Source organism: Streptomyces albidoflavus (genome assembly GCF_000719955.1).
In the GTDB taxonomy this organism is placed as follows: domain Bacteria; phylum Actinomycetota; class Actinomycetes; order Streptomycetales; family Streptomycetaceae; genus Streptomyces; species Streptomyces albidoflavus.
Window position 1 is genome coordinate 172,501 of record NZ_JOII01000002.1, and the last position, 15,803, is coordinate 188,303.

General features: G+C 73.8%; 17 protein-coding genes. 8 read left to right on the forward strand and 9 right to left on the reverse strand.

Annotation, left to right across the window (positions count from 1 at the left end):
• Positions 1-21 precede the first annotated feature (21 nt).
• Positions 22-507, reverse strand: a complete 486-nt coding sequence (locus tag IF45_RS0102520; protein WP_003946760.1) for a carboxymuconolactone decarboxylase family protein — start codon at positions 505-507, stop codon at positions 22-24.
• Between the two features lie 186 nt (positions 508-693).
• Between IF45_RS0102520 and IF45_RS0102525 the strand changes: the two genes are divergently transcribed.
• Positions 694-1,608 carry an RNA polymerase sigma-70 factor gene (locus IF45_RS0102525; protein WP_030305212.1) on the forward strand — a complete coding sequence of 305 codons (915 nt, stop codon included), beginning with the start codon at positions 694-696 and terminating at the stop codon, positions 1,606-1,608.
• 17 nt (positions 1,609-1,625) lie between these two features.
• On the opposite strand, the gene IF45_RS0102530 is transcribed toward IF45_RS0102525, so the two are convergent.
• Together IF45_RS0102530 and IF45_RS0102535 are read right to left on the reverse strand one after the other, a co-directional pair.
• A complete protein-coding gene (locus IF45_RS0102530) occupies positions 1,626-2,414 on the reverse strand; it encodes a sulfite exporter TauE/SafE family protein (protein ID WP_008413585.1) in 789 nt (262 codons plus the stop codon).
• Between the two features lie 83 nt (positions 2,415-2,497).
• Positions 2,498-3,340, reverse strand: coding sequence for an aldo/keto reductase (locus IF45_RS0102535; RefSeq protein ID WP_003946763.1), 843 nt, complete (start codon positions 3,338-3,340; stop codon positions 2,498-2,500).
• A gap of 166 nt (positions 3,341-3,506) precedes the next feature.
• Here IF45_RS0102535 and IF45_RS0102540 point away from each other — a divergent pair, with 166 nt between their 5' ends.
• The gene (locus tag IF45_RS0102540; RefSeq protein ID WP_003946764.1) at positions 3,507-4,427 is read left to right on the forward strand and encodes an AEC family transporter; all 921 of its coding nucleotides are present in this window, start codon (positions 3,507-3,509) and stop codon (positions 4,425-4,427) included.
• Positions 4,428-4,466: 39 nt separating this feature from the next.
• On the opposite strand, the gene IF45_RS0102545 is transcribed toward IF45_RS0102540, so the two are convergent.
• The 5 genes from IF45_RS0102545 to IF45_RS0102565 all read right to left on the reverse strand — a co-directional run bounded on the left by IF45_RS0102545 (position 4,467) and on the right by IF45_RS0102565 (position 8,912).
• Positions 4,467-4,856, reverse strand: a complete 390-nt coding sequence (locus tag IF45_RS0102545) for an STAS domain-containing protein (protein ID WP_030305214.1) — start codon at positions 4,854-4,856, stop codon at positions 4,467-4,469.
• Positions 4,857-5,051: 195 nt separating this feature from the next.
• Entirely contained in the window at positions 5,052-5,519 is a 468-nt protein-coding gene (locus IF45_RS0102550) for an ATP-binding protein (protein WP_008413591.1), read from the reverse strand.
• Positions 5,520-5,641: 122 nt separating this feature from the next.
• Positions 5,642-6,085: a response regulator gene (locus IF45_RS0102555; protein ID WP_003946767.1), complete on the reverse strand. Its 444-nt coding sequence runs from the start codon at positions 6,083-6,085 to the stop codon at positions 5,642-5,644.
• Complete coding sequence (locus IF45_RS0102560; RefSeq protein WP_030305216.1) at positions 6,082-7,713, reverse strand: sensor histidine kinase; 1,632 nt, start codon at positions 7,711-7,713, stop codon at positions 6,082-6,084. Before IF45_RS0102560 ends, IF45_RS0102555 begins: the two co-directional genes overlap by 4 nt.
• Positions 7,710-8,912: a PP2C family protein-serine/threonine phosphatase gene (locus IF45_RS0102565; protein WP_015508250.1), complete on the reverse strand. Its 1,203-nt coding sequence runs from the start codon at positions 8,910-8,912 to the stop codon at positions 7,710-7,712. Before IF45_RS0102565 ends, IF45_RS0102560 begins: the two co-directional genes overlap by 4 nt.
• Positions 8,913-9,275: 363 nt before the next feature.
• Between IF45_RS0102565 and cobF the strand changes: the two genes are divergently transcribed.
• The 5 genes from cobF to pspAB all read left to right on the forward strand — a co-directional run bounded on the left by cobF (position 9,276) and on the right by pspAB (position 13,514).
• Positions 9,276-10,043, forward strand: a complete 768-nt coding sequence (gene cobF, locus IF45_RS0102570; RefSeq protein ID WP_003946770.1) for a precorrin-6A synthase (deacetylating) — start codon at positions 9,276-9,278, stop codon at positions 10,041-10,043.
• 171 nt (positions 10,044-10,214) lie between these two features.
• Positions 10,215-11,561 (forward strand): MBL fold metallo-hydrolase, encoded by a 1,347-nt coding sequence (locus tag IF45_RS0102575; protein WP_030305218.1) that lies wholly within the window; start codon positions 10,215-10,217, stop codon positions 11,559-11,561.
• A 107-nt stretch (positions 11,562-11,668) separates the two neighbouring features.
• On the forward strand, positions 11,669-12,421 hold the full coding sequence (locus IF45_RS0102580) for a sulfite exporter TauE/SafE family protein (RefSeq protein ID WP_030305220.1): 753 nt from the start codon (positions 11,669-11,671) through the stop codon (positions 12,419-12,421).
• A 55-nt stretch (positions 12,422-12,476) separates the two neighbouring features.
• Positions 12,477-12,827 carry a hypothetical protein gene (locus IF45_RS0102585; RefSeq protein WP_003946773.1) on the forward strand — a complete coding sequence of 117 codons (351 nt, stop codon included), beginning with the start codon at positions 12,477-12,479 and terminating at the stop codon, positions 12,825-12,827.
• Positions 12,828-12,911: 84 nt separating this feature from the next.
• Positions 12,912-13,514: a PspA-associated protein PspAB gene (gene pspAB / locus IF45_RS0102590; protein WP_018471103.1), complete on the forward strand. Its 603-nt coding sequence runs from the start codon at positions 12,912-12,914 to the stop codon at positions 13,512-13,514.
• Here the strand turns inward: pspAB and IF45_RS0102595 are convergent.
• Positions 13,501-14,349 carry a DUF4389 domain-containing protein gene (locus IF45_RS0102595; protein ID WP_030305222.1) on the reverse strand — a complete coding sequence of 283 codons (849 nt, stop codon included), beginning with the start codon at positions 14,347-14,349 and terminating at the stop codon, positions 13,501-13,503. The two genes, pspAB and IF45_RS0102595, sit on opposite strands and share 14 nt — an antisense overlap.
• Positions 14,350-14,577: 228 nt before the next feature.
• On the opposite strand from IF45_RS0102595, the gene IF45_RS0102600 reads away from it, so the two are divergent.
• Positions 14,578-15,732, forward strand: a complete 1,155-nt coding sequence (locus tag IF45_RS0102600) for a S1 family peptidase (protein WP_030305223.1) — start codon at positions 14,578-14,580, stop codon at positions 15,730-15,732.
• The last annotated feature ends 71 nt before the right edge of the window (positions 15,733-15,803 follow it).

A 15,803-nucleotide genomic window follows, 5' to 3' on the forward strand; every position in this document is an offset into this window, starting at 1 on the left:
GTCGAGCCCCGGCGCGGGCGGTCAGAGGTCGGCGGCCGCCAGCATGCCGGCCTGGTACGAGCCGCCGGGCTGACGCACGATCACGGCGAGCCGGTTGGCGGCGTTGATCACCGCGACCTGGCAGACCAGGGCGGCGATCTGGTCGTCGTCGTAGTGGGCGCGGACCTGCTCCCAGGTGGCGTCCGAGACGCCCTGGTGGGCGTCGGCGAGCCGGGTGCCCTCCTCGGCGAGGGCGAGGGCGGCCCGCTCGGCCTCGGTGAAGACGGTGGACTCGCGCCAGGTGGCGACCAGGTGGAGCCGGGTGGCGCTCTCCCCGGCGGCGGTGGCCTCCTTGGTGTGCATGTCGACGCAGTGGCCGCAGCCGTTGATCTGGCTGGCCCGCAGCGACACCAGTTCCTGGGTCGAGCGGGGCAGCGGGGACTGGAGGATCACCTGGGCGGCGCCGAAGAACCGCTTGGCGAACCGGGTGGAGAGGGCGTTCTCGAAGAGGGGGAACCGGGCGTTCATGGTGGTGTCCTCACGTGTGGGCCGAGGTGGGTACCGGACATCCACCAGACGCCGGCCGCCCCGCCCGCCGTGACAGGGCGGGCACGTGACGAGCGCCACCGTGAACCGGTGTCACAACGCGGTGTCCGGCGGCGTCCTGTGCGCATGAGGAACCGACCGAGCGACCAGGACGGGCAGGAGCGGGCGATGGACACCGAGCATGGCGGGCGGACCGGGGCGGACGCGGCGACGGAGGCGTTCGTCGCCCACCGGAACCTTCTCTTCACCGTCGCCTACGAGCTGCTCGGCTCGGCGGCCGACGCGGAGGACGTGCTCCAGGAGACCTGGCTGCGCTGGTCCGGCGTCGACCTCGCCGAGGTCCGCGACCGGCGCGCGTACCTGGTGCGGATCACCACCCGCCAGGCACTGACCCGGCTGCGCACCCTCGGCCGCCGCAAGGAGTCCTACGTCGGCCCCTGGCTGCCCGAACCCCTGCTCACCGCACCGGACGTGGCCGAGGACGTGGAGCTGGCCGACAGCCTCTCGATGGCGATGCTGCTGGTGCTGGAGACGCTGGCGCCGACCGAGCGCGCCGTCTTCGTGCTGCGCGAGGTCTTCGCGGTCGAGTACGAGGAGATCGCCGAGGCGGTCGGCAAGAGCCAGGCGGCGGTCCGCCAGATCGCCCACCGGGCCCGGGCGCACGTCGCGGCGCGGCGCCCCCGCTCCGCCGCCTCCCCGGCCGAGACGCGGCGGGCGCTGGAGGCGTTCCGCCGGGCGACGCTGACCGGTGACCTCCAGGGGCTGGTCGACATCCTCGCGCCGGACGTGGTCATGCTGGGCGACGGCGGCGGCGTGAAGCAGGCGGCGGCCCGGCCGGTCGTGGGCGCCGACAAGGTGGCGCGGCTGCTGGTGGCCGGGGTGGGCAAGGTCCCCGGCATCGGCGTGGACTCGCTGCGGCCCGCGCAGGTCAACGGCCACCCGGCGCTGGTCCTCAGCCTGGACGGGGAGCTGGACACCGTCGTGGCGCTCCGCCTGGACGAGGGTCTCGTCACCGGGATCTACGCCGTGCGCAACCCCGAGAAGCTGACCGGCATGGCGCGGGCCGCCGCCCTCTCCCGCTGAGCGGGGGCACGGGCCCGTCAGCCCAGCAGGAGGAGCTGGACCCCGCCGACGACCGTGGCCGCGAGGACCAGCTGGTCGAAGAGGGCCTGGTTGATCCGGTGGGCGAGGGCCCGCCCCAGCAGGGCGCCGGGGACGACGAAGAGCACCAGGACGGCGTCGAGCAGCAGGGAGGGCCCGTCGATGAGCCCGAGGCCGACGCTGAAGGGCACCTTGGAGGTGTTGACGATGAGGAAGAACCAGGCGGACGTCCCCAGGAATCCGAGCTTCCGGAAGCCGGCCGAAAGCAGGTAGAGCGACATCACGGGGCCGCCCGCGTTGGCGACCATGGTGGTGAAGCCGCCGAGGACGCCGTACCCCCGGGCCTTCAGGCGGCCTCCCCGGCCGGTCCCGGGCTCCTCCTCCGGCCCGGGTTCCCCGTCCGTCCCAGCCGGGGCGCGGGCGGCCCTGCGGCGGCGCCAGTACGTCATGGCGGACATCGCCAGCAGGATCGCGCCGATGGAGGTGCGGACCGCCCCGTCGTCGGCGAGGGCCAGGAAGGCGGTGCCGGCCAGCACCCCGGCGGCGACGGCCGGGAAGAGGCGCCAGAGCGTGGGCCAGTGGGCGTGCCGCCGGTAGACGAGGACGGCGCAGATGTCGCCGACGATGAGCAGCGGCAGCAGGACGCCGGTCGACTCCTTGGCGGGCAGGACCGCGGCGAAGACGGCGAGGCTGATGGTGTTGGCACCGCTGACGGAGGTCTTGGAGAAGCCGACGAGCAGGGCGGCCGCGGCGAGCAGGGCGAACGCCCCGGGAGTGATCGTGTCCATGCGGAGGCCGATCCTATGCCCGGGTGTCAGGTGCACGTCCGGCAGCCCCCAGGGCGCCGTGCCCGGCCCGCCGTGCGGCCGGCTCAGTGCGCGAGGACGTCCGAGTCGTCGGCGGCCGCCTCGCCCCGGTCGAGCCCGGAGATCTCGTCCAGCTCGGCCCCGGTCAGCTCGAAGCCGAAGACGTCCAGGTTCTCCCGCATCCGCTCGGAGTGGCCGGACTTCGGCACCGGCACGATGCCCTGCTGGACGTGCCAGCGCAGCACGATCTGGGCGGGGGTGCGCCCGTGCCGCTCGGCGGCCCGTCGTACCGGCTCCTCGGCGAAGACGGTCCCGTCCCGGCCGAGCGGGCTCCACGCCTCGGTGACGATGCCGAGCTTCTCGTGGTGGGCCCGGACGCCGTCGCGCGTGTGGTACGGGCTCAGCTGGATCTGGTTGACGTCGGGCACCACCCCGGTGGTCTCGATGATCCGGTCCAGGTGGTGCGGCTTGAAGTTGGAGACGCCGACCGCCTTCAGCGTCCCCTCCCCCATCAGGTCGGCCAGGGTCCGGAAGGTCTCCACGTAGGCGTCCTGAGCGGGGTCGGGCCAGTGGATGAGGTACAGGTCGAGGTGGTCGGTGCCCAGGCGGGCGCAGCTCTCCTCGACGGCGCGGCGGGTGCCGGTGCCCTGCTGCTCCTTGGTGAGCTTGCTGGTGACGAAGAGCTCGTCGCGGGCGACGCCGCCGCCGCGCAGCCCGCGGCCGACACCGATCTCGTTGCCGTAGAGCGCGGCGGTGTCGATGAGGCGGTAGCCGTTCTCGATGGCGGTGGCGACGGCGTGCTCGGCCTCGGTGTCGTCGAGCGGGTAGGTGCCGAAGCCGAGGCGGGGCATCTCCGCGCCGTGGCGCAGCCGGACGGTCGGGGCGAGGGGCGGGATCGGTCCGGTCATGGCGTCGGGACTCCTCGGGTCGGGGCCGGGCGGGCCTTGGCGGCGGGCGTGAGACAGGTTTGCCCGCGGGCTTCCATGATCCTTAGGGTGCGGGTCATGTGCGACACGATCCTGACCAGCCGGTGAGCGGCATCCCCTCCCTCATACCCGGCCCCGGGGGCCGGCCGTGACCGGAGTGCTGGAGGGCTTCGCCGTCATCGGGGCCCTCATCGCCGCCGGTTACCTGGCGGGGCGCGCCCGCGTCCTCGGGGAGCAGGGCGGCCCCGTGCTGACCCGGCTCGCCTTCCACGTGGCCTCCCCCGCCCTGCTCTTCACCACCCTCGCCGACGCCGACCTCGGCGCGCTGGCCTCCCCGGGCCTGCTGGTCACCGCCGCCTCGACGCTGCTGGTGGCGGGCGTCTACATCGCGGTGGGCGCGCTACGCCATTGGGGTACCGGGCCGACCACGATCGGCGCCCTGTGCGCGGGGTACGTCAACGCCGGGAACCTCGGCATCCCGATCGCGGTCTACGTGCTCGGCGACGCCACCCTGATCGCGCCGGTCCTCCTCTTCCAGCTGCTGATCGTCTCCCCGCTGGCGCTCACCGTCATCGACCTGTCCCGGCCGGGGGCGCGGACCTCGCCGCTGGCGGTGGTCACGGCTCCGCTGCGCAATCCGGTGGTGCTCGGTTCGCTGGCGGGGGTGGCGGTGGCGGCCGCGGGGGTGCGGGTGCCCGCTCCCCTGCTCGACCCGGTGGAGCTGCTGGGGGCGATGGCGGTCCCGGCGGTGCTGCTGGCCTTCGGGATCTCGCTGCGGGGCGCCACCTTGCCGGCCCGGGGGCCGGAGCGGGGGCAGGTGCTGCTGGCGGTCGGGCTGAAGACGGTGGGCCAGCCGGTGGCGGCCTGGGCGGTGGGCGCGGGCGTCTTCGGGCTGACGGGCCCGGCGCTGCTGACCGTGGTGGTCACCAGCGCCCTGCCGGCCGCGCAGAACCTCTTCACCTACGCCTCGCGCTACGACACCGGCGTCCGGCTGGCCCGCGAGGCGGTGCTGCTCTCCACGGTGCTGGCGGTGCCGGCGCTGGTGACGGTCGCCGTACTGCTGGGCTGAGGGCGGCCGGGGCCACAGTCCCCGGCCGGCCCGTCGCCCTCAGCGGGCGTGGTCGCCGTCGGGCAGCGGGGCCGCGAGCGCCTCGGCCACCGTCTCGTGCACCGGCAGGGCGCTCTGGAGGCCGATGAGCCCGAAAAGCCGCTCGCCGAAGGGGGAGAGCGCGGCGAACCGCAGCCGGGGCCCGATGGCGCCGTACGCCTGGAGGAAGACGTTGACCGTGCTGGAGTCGGCGAAGCCGACCCCGGAGAGGTCCACCACGACGGGGCCGGAGACGGTCGCGGCGGCGTCGGAGAGGGCGGGGCCCAGGGGGGTGATGTTCTCCAGGTCGAGATCGCCGCCGAGCTGGACGACGATGCCTCCGCCTTCGGAGCGCTGCCGGATCTGGAGCGAACGGTCAGCGGGACGGGGGGACGGCTGGGCTGAGGACACGACAACCTCTCTGATCAACCGGCTGGAGGCCGGTGGTCGTGGACGATGCTCCCGTACGCACCACGGCCACGGAGCCGCGGCGCGAGGCCACACGATATGAGCGAGCGTCAGTCTTTGACAACAAGCGACTTCCCCCGTTTCTTCACACTTCCCCCGGTGAACTTCCACGGCGTGGTCGGGCCGCCGCGGGGCAGGTCAGCCAGCGGCCTGGGGAGCCAGGGTGAAGGTGGCGGTGACGCGCTTGCCGACCGGCACCCGCTCGGCGGTGACGTGGTCGGCGACGGCCCGGACGATCTCCAGCCCGTGGCCGCCGAGGCGCGTCGGGTCCGGCTCGTACCAGCGCGGCAGGGCCGAACTGCTGTCGTAGACGGTGACCGACAGCAGGCTGTCGGTGCCCTCCAGCTCCAGGACGTACGGACCGTGGCTGTGCCGCTCGGCGTTGGTGACCAGCTCGCTGACGACCAGCAGGAGGTCGTCGGCGAGGCGCGGCCGCGGGGCGGCCAGCCACTCGGCCTGGAGCTGCTGGAGGAAGCGGCTCGCGACCTCGCGGGCTCGCGCTATGCAGCCTGGTTCGCCGTCGAACTCCACTGACTGCCGCAGCGGTTCGACGGAGTCCGCCGCGGTGAAGGGAAAGCCCGTGTCCATGGTGACCTGTTCGTTCATCTGCTCCTGCCAGTGCACCCGGTGAGAAGCTCTGTGGGTTCTCCTCGAATCCCTTGTGCCCCGTGATTCCCCGGGTATGTCTCCTTCCGCCGTGAAAGGTGTCACCCGGCGGAAGTCCCAGGTCAGGAGCGGCCCGGGAGCCGCACCACCGTGACGAAGAAGTCGTCGATCTGCTTGACCGCCGCGATGAACTGGTCCAGGTCGACGGGCTTGGTCACGTAGGCGTTGGCGTGCAGCTTGTAGCTGCGCAGGATGTCCTCCTCGGCGGACGAGGTGGTGAGCACCACGACCGGGATGAGGGCGAGTTCCGCGTCCGCCTTGATCTGCGCGAGGACCTGCCTGCCGTCGTACTTGGGGAGGTTGAGGTCGAGCAGGATCAGGTCGGGGCGGGGGGCGTCGGGGTAGGCACCGCGCCGGTAGAGGAAGTCGAGGGCCTCCTCGCCGTCCCGGACGACGTGGAGGGTGTTGCGGATCTTGTTGTCCTCGAACGCCTCGCGGGTCATCAGCTCGTCGCCGGGGTCGTCCTCGACGAGCAGGACTTCGATGGGCTGGGCGGGGGTGGTCACTGTCCGTCTCCCGGAAGGCTGGTGGTGGCAGGGGTGAGCAGGTCCGACCGCGAGCCGGTGACGGCGGCGGGCAGGGTGAAGTGGACGCGGGTGCCCCGCACCTCACCGGTGTCGCCGTCCCCGCCGGGGCCGGCGACCGGCTCCAGCCAGATCCGGCCGCCGTGGAACTCGACGATCTTGCGGCAGAGGGCGAGACCGATGCCGGTGCCGCCGTAGGCGTCCTTGGCGTGCAGGCGCTGGAAGATCACGAAGACCTTCTCGGAGAACTCCGGGGCGATGCCGATGCCGTTGTCGGTGACCGACAGGTGCCAGGTGTCGTCGTCCTCGCGGACGCAGTCGATCTCGATCCGGGCCGGCACGTCGGGGCGGCGGAACTTCAGGGCGTTGCCGAGGAGGTTCTGCCAGAGCATGGCGAGGGTGGTGGGGTCGCCGCTGATCTCGGGCAGGGGGGCGTCCCGGACGACGACGGCACCGCTCTCCTCGACGGCCAGCTCCAGGTTGCCCAGCGCCCGGTCGAGCGCGGCGTCGAGCGAGGTCTGCTGCCAGGCGTCGCCGACCCGGCCGACGCGGGAGAAGGTGAGCAGGTCGTTGATGAGGACCTGCATCCGCTTGGCGCCGTCGACCGCGAAGTCGATGTACTGGCGGCCGCGGTCGTCCAGTTCGGCGCTGTACCGCTTCTCCAGCAGCTGGCAGAAGGAGGCGACCTTGCGCAGCGGCTCCTGGAGGTCGTGGGAGGCGACGTAGGCGAACTGCTCCAGCTCGGCGTTGGAGCGGCGCAGCTCGTCGGTCTGGCCGGTGAGCAGGGTCTCGCGGGTCTGGGCGGCGACCAGTTCCTCGACCAGGCGGCGGCGCATCGCCTCGACGGCGGTGCCGACGGCCCTGAGGTCGGAGGGGCCGCCCACCTCGATACGGCGCTCGAAGTCGCCTTCGCGGACGCGTCCGGAGGCGGCCTGCAGCCTCTCCAGGGGACGGCCGACCATGTGGTGGAGGAGGAGCGCGAGGACGACCACGGCGAGGACGAAGACGACCAGGACCACGACGAGCACGATGTCGCGGACCGAGCGGGCGTCGTTCAGCTCGGCCCGGGTGGCGGCGCGGGCCTCCTCCAGGTGGCTCTGCTGGGCGTCGAAGAGGTCCCGGATGTAGTCGAACTGGAGCTTGCTCTCGGTGACGTCGACGGTGGTGGCGGCCTGCGGACCGCCCTCGCGGACGGCGGCGATCAGCGGCTCGGCCTGCTCGCGGCGCCAGGCAGCGGCCGCCTTCTCGATGCGCTCGACGTCCTCCGCGAAGCGGGCGTCGCCGCCGATGTACTGCCGGATGCGGGCGATGTGGTCGCGCTCGCCCTCGCGGCCCTCCTCGTAGGGGGTGAGGAAGGAGGCGTCACCGGAGAGGACATAGCCCCGGACCCCGGTCTCCTGGTCCAGCAGCGACTTCTGGAGCTGGAAGGCGATGGAGCGGGCCGGCTGGATGCGGTCGACCAGTTCGTTGGTCTGGTCGTTGGTACGGGAGAGCAGCGCGCCGGCGACCGCGGTGCAGCCGAGGACGACGACGACCATCGCCATCAGGACCAGGCGGACCCAGCCCTGGACGGAGAGGCGCTCCTGGAAGGTCTTGCGGGCCGGACTCACGACTTCCCCCATCCGAGGTGCAGAACAGCGACATCGTCGGCGAGGCCGCCGAAGGGCGCGGCGCCCTCCGTGGCGCCGTCGACGAGGGCGTCCACGAAGGCGGCGGGCTCCAGGGCGGCGTTGCGCAGAGCCAGCTCCAGCAGCCCCTCCTCGCCGAGGCGGCTGTCGGGGCCGGTGCGGCCCTCGAAGAGGCCGTCGGTGAAGAGGACGACGTGGCCGCCGTCCGGCAGCTCCACCTCCTCCTGCGGCCATTCGCCCCGGCCGGGCAGCAGCCCGAGAGCCATGCCACCGGGCGTCTCCACCTGGCGGACGGTGGTGCCGGAGCGGATCAGCATGCCGGGGTGGCCCGCGCGCACCACCCGGACCGAGCGGCGGTCGGGCGGGAAGACGAGCAGGGTGACGGTGGCGAAGACGTGCGGGTCGGAGCGTTCGGCGACTAGGATCTCCTCCAGCAGCCGGACCTTCTCCAGCTGCTCGGTGCCGCAGAGCACGGCGGTGCGCCAGGCGACGCGGAGGCAGACGCCGAGTGCGGCCTCGGCCGCGCCGTGGCCCGAGACGTCGCCGATGACCGCGTGGACGGCGCCGTCGGCGGTCTGCACGACGTCGTAGAAGTCGCCGCTGAGCAGGCCGTGGGCGCGGCCGGGTTCGTACCGCGCGGCCGCGCCGAAGTCCTCGCCGTGCAGCAGCGGGACGGGGAGCAGGCCGCGTTCGAGCCGGGCGTTCTCCTGGGCTATCCGCTCGTTGGCGCGCAGGGCCGCGGAGGCGCGTTCGACCTGCTTGCGCTGGAGGGCGTAGCGGACGGCGCGGCTGAGGGTCTCGGGGTCGAGGTGGCCCTTGCCGAGGTAGTCCTGGGCACCGGTGGCGACGGCGGCGAGCCCGGCCTCGGACTCGGCGAGGCCGGTCAGCACGACGATGGCGGCGTCGGGGGCGGAGTGCACGATGCGGGTGACCGAGTCGAGGCCGTGCACGTCCGGGAGGTGCAGGTCGAGCAGGACGCAGACCAGTCGGTCGCACCCGGCGAGGTAGCTCTGGGCCTCGGCGAGGGTGCGGACGCTGACCAGTTCGGCGTCGAGGTCGCTGTCGGCGAGCGTCTCCTCCAGCAGGAGCGCGTCGCCGGGGTCGTCCTCGACGAGAAGCAGTACGGCGTCGACGGCTCTGAGGGAGCCGCCCACCGGTCCGGTGCCGTTCAGTGGGTTCATCTTTCCTGCCGTCCTCGGAGGAGGCGGCATCACCTGCGGGAGCAGCACGGCTGCGCTCCACCCCCCTCACTCACCTGTGACACGCGCGTGCGGCGCCACCGGCCGGAAGCATATGCGACAGGGGCTGGGGCGTACGCCCCCGGAGGGGGCCGGGGGCGGGCACATCCCGCCAAAGGCAGGGGGCGTGCACGGCGCACTGTGTTCGGGCTCACTCGCCCATACCGGGGCAAGGGGCCCGGGGACCGGTCCGCGGGAACACGATCCGGTCAAGGTGATCACCGCGGGGAGCGCGCACGGGTGCCGTGCGCGGGCCCGTGGGGGCTGGCGGCCGGGCGCCGGCGGCGGTAGGGCAGACTCGGCCGGGTGCGCAACATCTATGTCATCGGTATGGGATCGGGAGATCCGGATCAGCTGACCCTTCAGGCGGTGAAGGCGATGCGGCGGGTGGACGTGTTCTTCCTGCTCGACAAGGGCGAGGAGAAGGCGGACCTGCTGCGGCTGCGCCACGAGATCCTGGCGGAGCACGCCGGGGACCGCCCGTACCGGCTGGTGGAGGCCAGGGACCCGGATCGCGACCGGGACAGCCGCGCGGGCACCGCCGCGTACACCGAGGCGGTCGAGGACTGGCGCAGCCGCCGGGCCGACGTCTACGAGCGGATGATCACCGACGAGCTGCCCGAGGACGGCACGGGCGCCTTCCTGGTCTGGGGCGACCCGGCGCTGTACGACTCGACCCTCGGCATCCTGGAGGAGATCCTCCAGCGCGGCCGGGTGGCCTTCGACCACGAGGTGATCCCCGGCATCAGCAGCGTCTCGGCGCTCCTGGCGCGGCACCGCACCGGGCTCAACCGGGTGGCCCGGCCGGTGCAGTTCACCACCGGGCGGCGGCTGGCGCAGGGGTGGCCGGAGGGGGTGGACGACCTGGTGGTGATGCTCGACGCCCAGCAGGCGTACCGCCACCACCTGGACGAGGACCCGGTCATCCACTGGGGCGCCTACGTGGGGACTCCCGACGAGATCCTGGTCTCGGGCCGGCTGAGCGAGGTCGCCGACCGGATCACGGAGCTGCGCGCCGAGGCGCGTGAGCGCAAGGGCTGGATCATGGACACCTACCTCCTGCGGCGGGGCTGAATCCGCCGCCCGCACCGCGCCCCGGCCGTCCGGCCCCGCCCGCACCCCGGGCGGGGCCGGACGGCCGTTCCACGCCTCCGGAACCGCCGGTCAACATACCCCCGGGGGCATCTGTTACGGTGAAATAGATACCCCGGGGGGTAATAGTTCGCGAAGCAAGGAGTGCGCAGCGTGTTCTTCGTCGAGACGATCGCCATACCCGGCCTCGGCAACCGCCACTACCTGGCGGGTGGCGCCACCACCGCCGTCGCCGTGGACCCCCCGCGCGACATCGACCAGGTCATCGCGGCCGCCGCGCGCCGGGGCGTGCGCATCGCCCTGGTGGTGGAGACCCACGTCCACAACGACTACGTCACCGGCGGGCTGGAGCTGGCCCGGGTCACCGGCGCCGAGTACCTCGTCCCGGCCGGCGCCCGGGTCTCCTTCCCCCGCACCCCGGTCCACGACGGCGACAGCGCGAGCGTCGACCAGGAGCTGACCCTGCACGCCGTGGCCACCCCCGGCCACACCCCGCACCACACGGCGTACGTCCTGCACGAGGCGGGTACGCCGGTGGCCGCCTTCACCGGCGGCTCGCTGCTGATCGGCACCGTCGGCCGCCCCGACCTCGTGGAGCCCCGGCTCACCGAGGAGCTGGCCCGCGCCCAGCACGCCTCCGCCCACCGCCTTGCCGGCACGCTGCCGGACGCGACGGCGGTCCTGCCCACCCACGGCTTCGGCAGCTTCTGCTCCTCGGCGCAGGCCACCGGCGAGACCAGCACCGTCGGCCAGGAGCGGAGCGCCAACGAGGCGCTGGTCAAGGACGCCGACACCTTCGTCGCCGACCTGCTGGCCGCCCTCGACGACGTCCCGGCCTACTACGCCCACATGGGCCCGGTGAACAGCGCGGGCCCCGCCCCGGTCGACCTGACCCCGCCGGCCACCGCCGACCCGGCCGCGCTCGCCGACCGCCTCGCCGCCGGCGAATGGGTGGTCGACCTGCGCCACCGGGTGGCCTTCGCCGAGGGCCACGTGCCCGGCACCTACAACTTCGAGGCCGACGGGCAGCTCGCCACCTACCTGGCCTGGCTCATCCCCTGGGGCAAGCCCGTCACCCTGCTCGCCGAGAGCCCCGCACAGCTCGCCGAGGCCCAGCGCGAACTGGTCCGGGTCGGCATCGACCGCCCCGCCGCCGCGGCCACCGGCGGCCCCGCCGACTGGCTGCCGCCGGGCACCGCCCCCGCCTCCTTCCGGCGCGCCACCTTCGCCGAGCTGGCCCGGGAGCGCCCCGCCGCCGTCCTGGACGTACGCCGCGACAGCGAACGCTCCGGGCGCCGGATCGAGGGCTCCCTGCACATCCCGCTCCACACCCTCGTCGGGCGCCTGGGCGAGCTGCCCGAGGGTCCGGTCTGGGTGCACTGCGCCGGCGGCATGCGCGCCGCCGTCGCCGCCTCCCTGCTGGACGCCGCGGGCCACGAGGTGGTCGCCGTCGACGACTCGCTCGACCACGCCGAGGCCGCCGGGCTCACCGTCACCTGAGCCCGACCCGCACGCCACCACCGCACCGCCGCACGAACGGAACCACCCCGCACCATGTCCCACCCCGGCTGTCCCCCGCTCCCGTCCGTCCCCTCCGGGGGCACGGCATGAGCGCCGTGGTCCTCGCCCTGCTGGCCGGAGCGGTGGTCGGGCTCGCGCTGGGCGGCATGGGGGGCGGCGGCTCCGTCCTGGCCGTCCCGGCCCTGGTCTACCTGCTCGGCTTCTCCCCCGTGGAGGCCACCACCGCCGGCCTGGTCATCGTCGCGATCACCACGGCCACCTCGCTGTACGCCCACGGCCGCGACGGCAACGTCCGCTGGCGCGCCGGGCTGCTCTTCGCCGCCGCCGGGCTCCTCCCGGCCGTCCTCGGCGGCCTGCTCGCCGCCCGGCTGCCCGACGCCCTGCTCACCGCCGCCTTCGCGGTCCTGGCCGCCGTGGCCGCCGCCGGGATGCTGCGGACCCGCGACGAGGCCCGCGCCACCGGCGGGACGAACACCGCGCGGGCGATCGGGGCGGGGGCGGGGCTGGGCGCGGTGACCGGGCTGCTCGGGGTGGGCGGCGGGTTCCTCGGGGTGCCCGCGCTGGTGCGGGTGGTCGGGCTGCCGATACGGGCGGCGGTGGGCACCAGCCTGCTCGTCATCACCCTGACCTCCACCGCCTCCCTCGCGGCCCGCGGCGGCACGCTCTCGGCGCTGGACTGGACCGTGGTCGGGCCCTTCACCGCCGCCGCCGTCCTCGGCGCCTGGGACGGCCGGCGGCTGGCCGCGCGGGTCTCCGGGCGCACCGTGCAACGGGTCTTCGGCACGGCGCTGCTCGCCGTCGCCGCGCTGATGCTGGCGGACGCCTTCGTCCTGCGCTGACCGGAACGCGCCACGAGCCCGGAACCGGAGACGATCACGGAACGTCCCCACCTCCATGACCACGACGCGACGGAAGCACCCGGAGGCCGAAGGCAGAGCCGAGACCACCGGAGGCTGCCTCTCCGCCGCCCTCGGCGGGGCCGCCGGACTCGGCTCCTGGGCGGTGGCGGCTCCCCGCCGGTGGCCCGGCGAGTTCGAGACCAGCCCGAACTGGAGCGTGCTCTACCTCGACTTCCCCGCGATGGTGCTGCTCGGCATCGCACTCCCCCTCCTCGCCTGGACGGTGGCCGCCCGCACCACCTCCTCCCCCGCCCTCCGCGCCGGCGCGGTCCTCCTCACCACCACCCTCTTCGTCGCCGCGGCCCTCGGCTGGTACGCCCCCGCCCGGACGACGACGCCGCTCTGATCCGGTCAGGCGTGGCCCGGGCCGGGTCACGCCTGACCGGCACGTCGCGGCGGGAACACCGCGCGGATCACGGAAGATCGCCCCATGGGATTCCTCGACGCCCTCTTCGGCCGCCGCAAGCAGATCCAGCCCAACCTCGACGACTGGTTCGCCCTGCCGTCGGCCGCCCTGGAACTCCAGGCGGCCACCGGCTTCACCCCCACCGGCCGGGGGGCCGTCTGCTTCACCGGCGTCGAGGGCGGGCAGTTCGCGCGGCTCAAGCAGGAGATCAGGGAGCTGCTGGACACCGACACCGCCGAGGGCGGCGAGCCGGTGGAGTACAGCCAGGACCGGTACGGCTACACCTGGCTCCAGGTCGAGCAGCCCCCGGACGATCTCCCGGCCCTCGTCAACGACCTGCACACGATCAACAGCATGCTCCAGGACCACGGCTGGGGCCCGCAGCTCCTCTGCTCCCTCGTCGGCTTCACCGGCGCGGAGGACAGCGACGAGGCGGGGCGGCCGCTGGGCCTGGTCTACCTCTACAAGCGCGGCACCTTCTACCCGTTCGCGCCCCGGCAGGCCGACCGCCGCGACAACGCGCTGGAGCTGCGCGTCCAGGGGGCGCTGGAGCACGAGCTGCCGCTGGAGGCGGATCTCAGCCGCTGGTACCCGCTGTGGAACAGTCCGGCGCTCAGCGGTCCGTGACGGCCGGGGAGGGACTGGGCCCGCGTCCGGGTTCGTCGCCCGTGGTGTACGAGGAGGTGGAGCCGGAGGCTCCGCCGGCCAGCCCGGCGAGGAGGAAGACCACCAGCAGCACGGTGGCGGGCGTGCCCAGGACCAGCGGCCGGGTGGCGGAACCGGAGGCGCCCAGGTTCTCGGTGACCCGGCCGACCTCCTCGGCCTCCTCGGCGTCGGTGCCCAGGGCGCCCGGACGGTCGCCGAAGAACCCCTTCGGGTAGGCGGGGGTCAGCATCATGGCGTACGCGCCGGTGCGCATGCGGAAGCGCACGACGGCGGCGGACGCCTCGAAGAGGGGCTGCGGGACGCGGCCCATGACCAGCACGATCAGCCACCAGATGAGCCCCAGCACCCACCAGCCCGAGGAGGCCAGCGCCTGCACGATCAGCGCGGGGATCAGCAGGATCAGGCGGAAGAGGACGGCGAGGCGGTTGAGCCGGTCGCCGGTGACCTCGACGTGTACCGGATAGCCGGGGGCGTGGAGGGCGAACGGCGGGTACCGGTCGACCAGGAGCATCGCCTCGGCGTCCACCCGGGTCGCCCAGCCGAGGTAGCCGGCGAGGAAGCGGTACAGCGGGTCGGGGACGCGGGCGGTGGCGAGGGCGGCGAACCAGGTGGCGATCGTCGCGAACCACGCAGCGATGTGCAGGAAGAACAGCACGACGAAGTGCGGGACGAGCAGCGGCAGCCGGAAAAAGACGGTCAGGCGGCGCTGCGGGCCGGGCGGGGGGATGTCGAGCTGCGGCAGGCGCTCCGGTGGGGCGGAGGGCGGAATCGGTCCCGCCCACGGGCCTTCGGTCATGGTGACTCACTCCCGGCCTGATCGGCGTAAACCCCCAGATTTCCGGCGTGGGAGGGGGCGGGCAAGCCGGGTCGTCCGGGCGGGTGAGCGAGGTCGGCCGATCCGGCCGGTTATTGGTATGGACATGCCTAGTGGGCCACTTCTAAGCTCCTGCCGAGCCTGATTGAGAGCGCTCTCACCACTTCCGTTCCCACCCCCACCCCGCTGGAACGACGAAAGGGTCCCCCCGTGAGACGCACCACGAGACGCACCACCGCAGCACGTGTCGGCCTCTCCTCCCTGCTGCTCGCCGGCAGCTGGGCCGCGTTCGGACTGACCCCGGCGGCCACCGCCGCCCCGGACCCCGCGCCCGTCGCCTCCGGCGCGGTGCTGGCCGGGATGGAGCGCGACCTCGGCCTCACCCCGGCGGAGGCCAAGGCGCGCCTCGCCGCCGAGAAGGAGGCGACGGCGGTCGAGAAGAAGGCCCAGCGCGCGGCCGGCGCCGCGTACGGCGGCTCCTGGTTCGACGCCGAGAAGGGCGCGCTGGTGGTGGCGGTCAGCGACCGCGCCGCGGCCGACGCCGTGACCGGGGCCGGCGCCTCCGTCCGGCTGGTGGAGCACAGCGCGAAGACCCTGGACGCGGCGAAGGAGCGGATCGACGCTCTGGACGCGCCCCGGGGCGTGGCCGGCTGGCGGGTGGACCCGCAGGCCAACAGCGTCGTGGTCAGCGTGGTCGGGGACCAGGCGGACGGGAAGGCGGTGCGCGGCTTCGTGGAGCGGGCGCGGGCGGCCGGACCCGTCGAGGTGGAGACGGTGGCGGCGGCGCCGGAGACCTTCGCGGCGGGCACCGTCGGCGGGGACCCGTACTACACGGGCAACGTCCGCTGCTCGATCGGCTTCTCGGTGCACGGCGGCTTCGTCACCGCCGGTCACTGCGGCCCCACCGGCCAGGGAGTACGCGGCTGGGACAACAGCACGATCGGCTCGTTCCAGGGCTCCTCGTTCCCCGGCGACGACATGGCGTACGTGAGCGTCGGCAACGGCTGGTGGACCGTACCGGTCGTGCTCGGCTGGGGCACCGTCTCCGACCAGCTGGTGCGCGGCTCGGCGGAGGCGCCGGTCGGCGCCTCCATCTGCCGGTCCGGCTCCACGACCCACTGGCACTGCGGCACGGTGCTGGCCAAGAACGAGACCGTGAACTACAGCCAGGGCGCGGTCCACCAGATGACCAAGACCAGCGTCTGCGCCGAGGGCGGCGACTCGGGCGGCTCCTTCATCAGCGGCGACCAGGCCCAGGGCGTCACCTCCGGCGGCTGGGGCAACTGCTCCGGCGGCGGTGAGACCTGGTACCAGCCGGTCAACGAGATCCTGGGCCGGTACGGGCTGACCCTGCACACGGCCTGACCGCTCAGCACGACGACGCGGCCCCCCGCACCCGGCTCCGGCCGGCGCGGGGGGCCGCACGCGTTCCGGCC

Excerpts from the sequence above, each read along its gene's own strand:
- IF45_RS0102580 (WP_030305220.1), top strand. The coding sequence starts at position 11,669 with ATGAGCGCCGTGGTCCTCGCCCTGCTGGCCGGAGCGGTGGTCGGGCTC.
- IF45_RS0102550 (WP_008413591.1), bottom strand. The coding sequence starts at position 5,519 with ATGAACGAACAGGTCACCATGGACACGGGCTTTCCCTTCACCGCGGCG.
- IF45_RS0102525 (WP_030305212.1), top strand. The coding sequence starts at position 694 with ATGGACACCGAGCATGGCGGGCGGACCGGGGCGGACGCGGCGACGGAG.
- IF45_RS0102530 (WP_008413585.1), bottom strand. The coding sequence starts at position 2,414 with ATGGACACGATCACTCCCGGGGCGTTCGCCCTGCTCGCCGCGGCCGCC.
- IF45_RS0102565 (WP_015508250.1), bottom strand. The coding sequence starts at position 8,912 with ATGAACCCACTGAACGGCACCGGACCGGTGGGCGGCTCCCTCAGAGCC.
- IF45_RS0102520 (WP_003946760.1), bottom strand. The coding sequence starts at position 507 with ATGAACGCCCGGTTCCCCCTCTTCGAGAACGCCCTCTCCACCCGGTTC.
- pspAB (WP_018471103.1), top strand. The coding sequence starts at position 12,912 with ATGGGATTCCTCGACGCCCTCTTCGGCCGCCGCAAGCAGATCCAGCCC.
- IF45_RS0102585 (WP_003946773.1), top strand. The coding sequence starts at position 12,477 with ATGACCACGACGCGACGGAAGCACCCGGAGGCCGAAGGCAGAGCCGAG.
- IF45_RS0102535 (WP_003946763.1), bottom strand. The coding sequence starts at position 3,340 with ATGACCGGACCGATCCCGCCCCTCGCCCCGACCGTCCGGCTGCGCCAC.
- IF45_RS0102595 (WP_030305222.1), bottom strand. The coding sequence starts at position 14,349 with ATGACCGAAGGCCCGTGGGCGGGACCGATTCCGCCCTCCGCCCCACCG.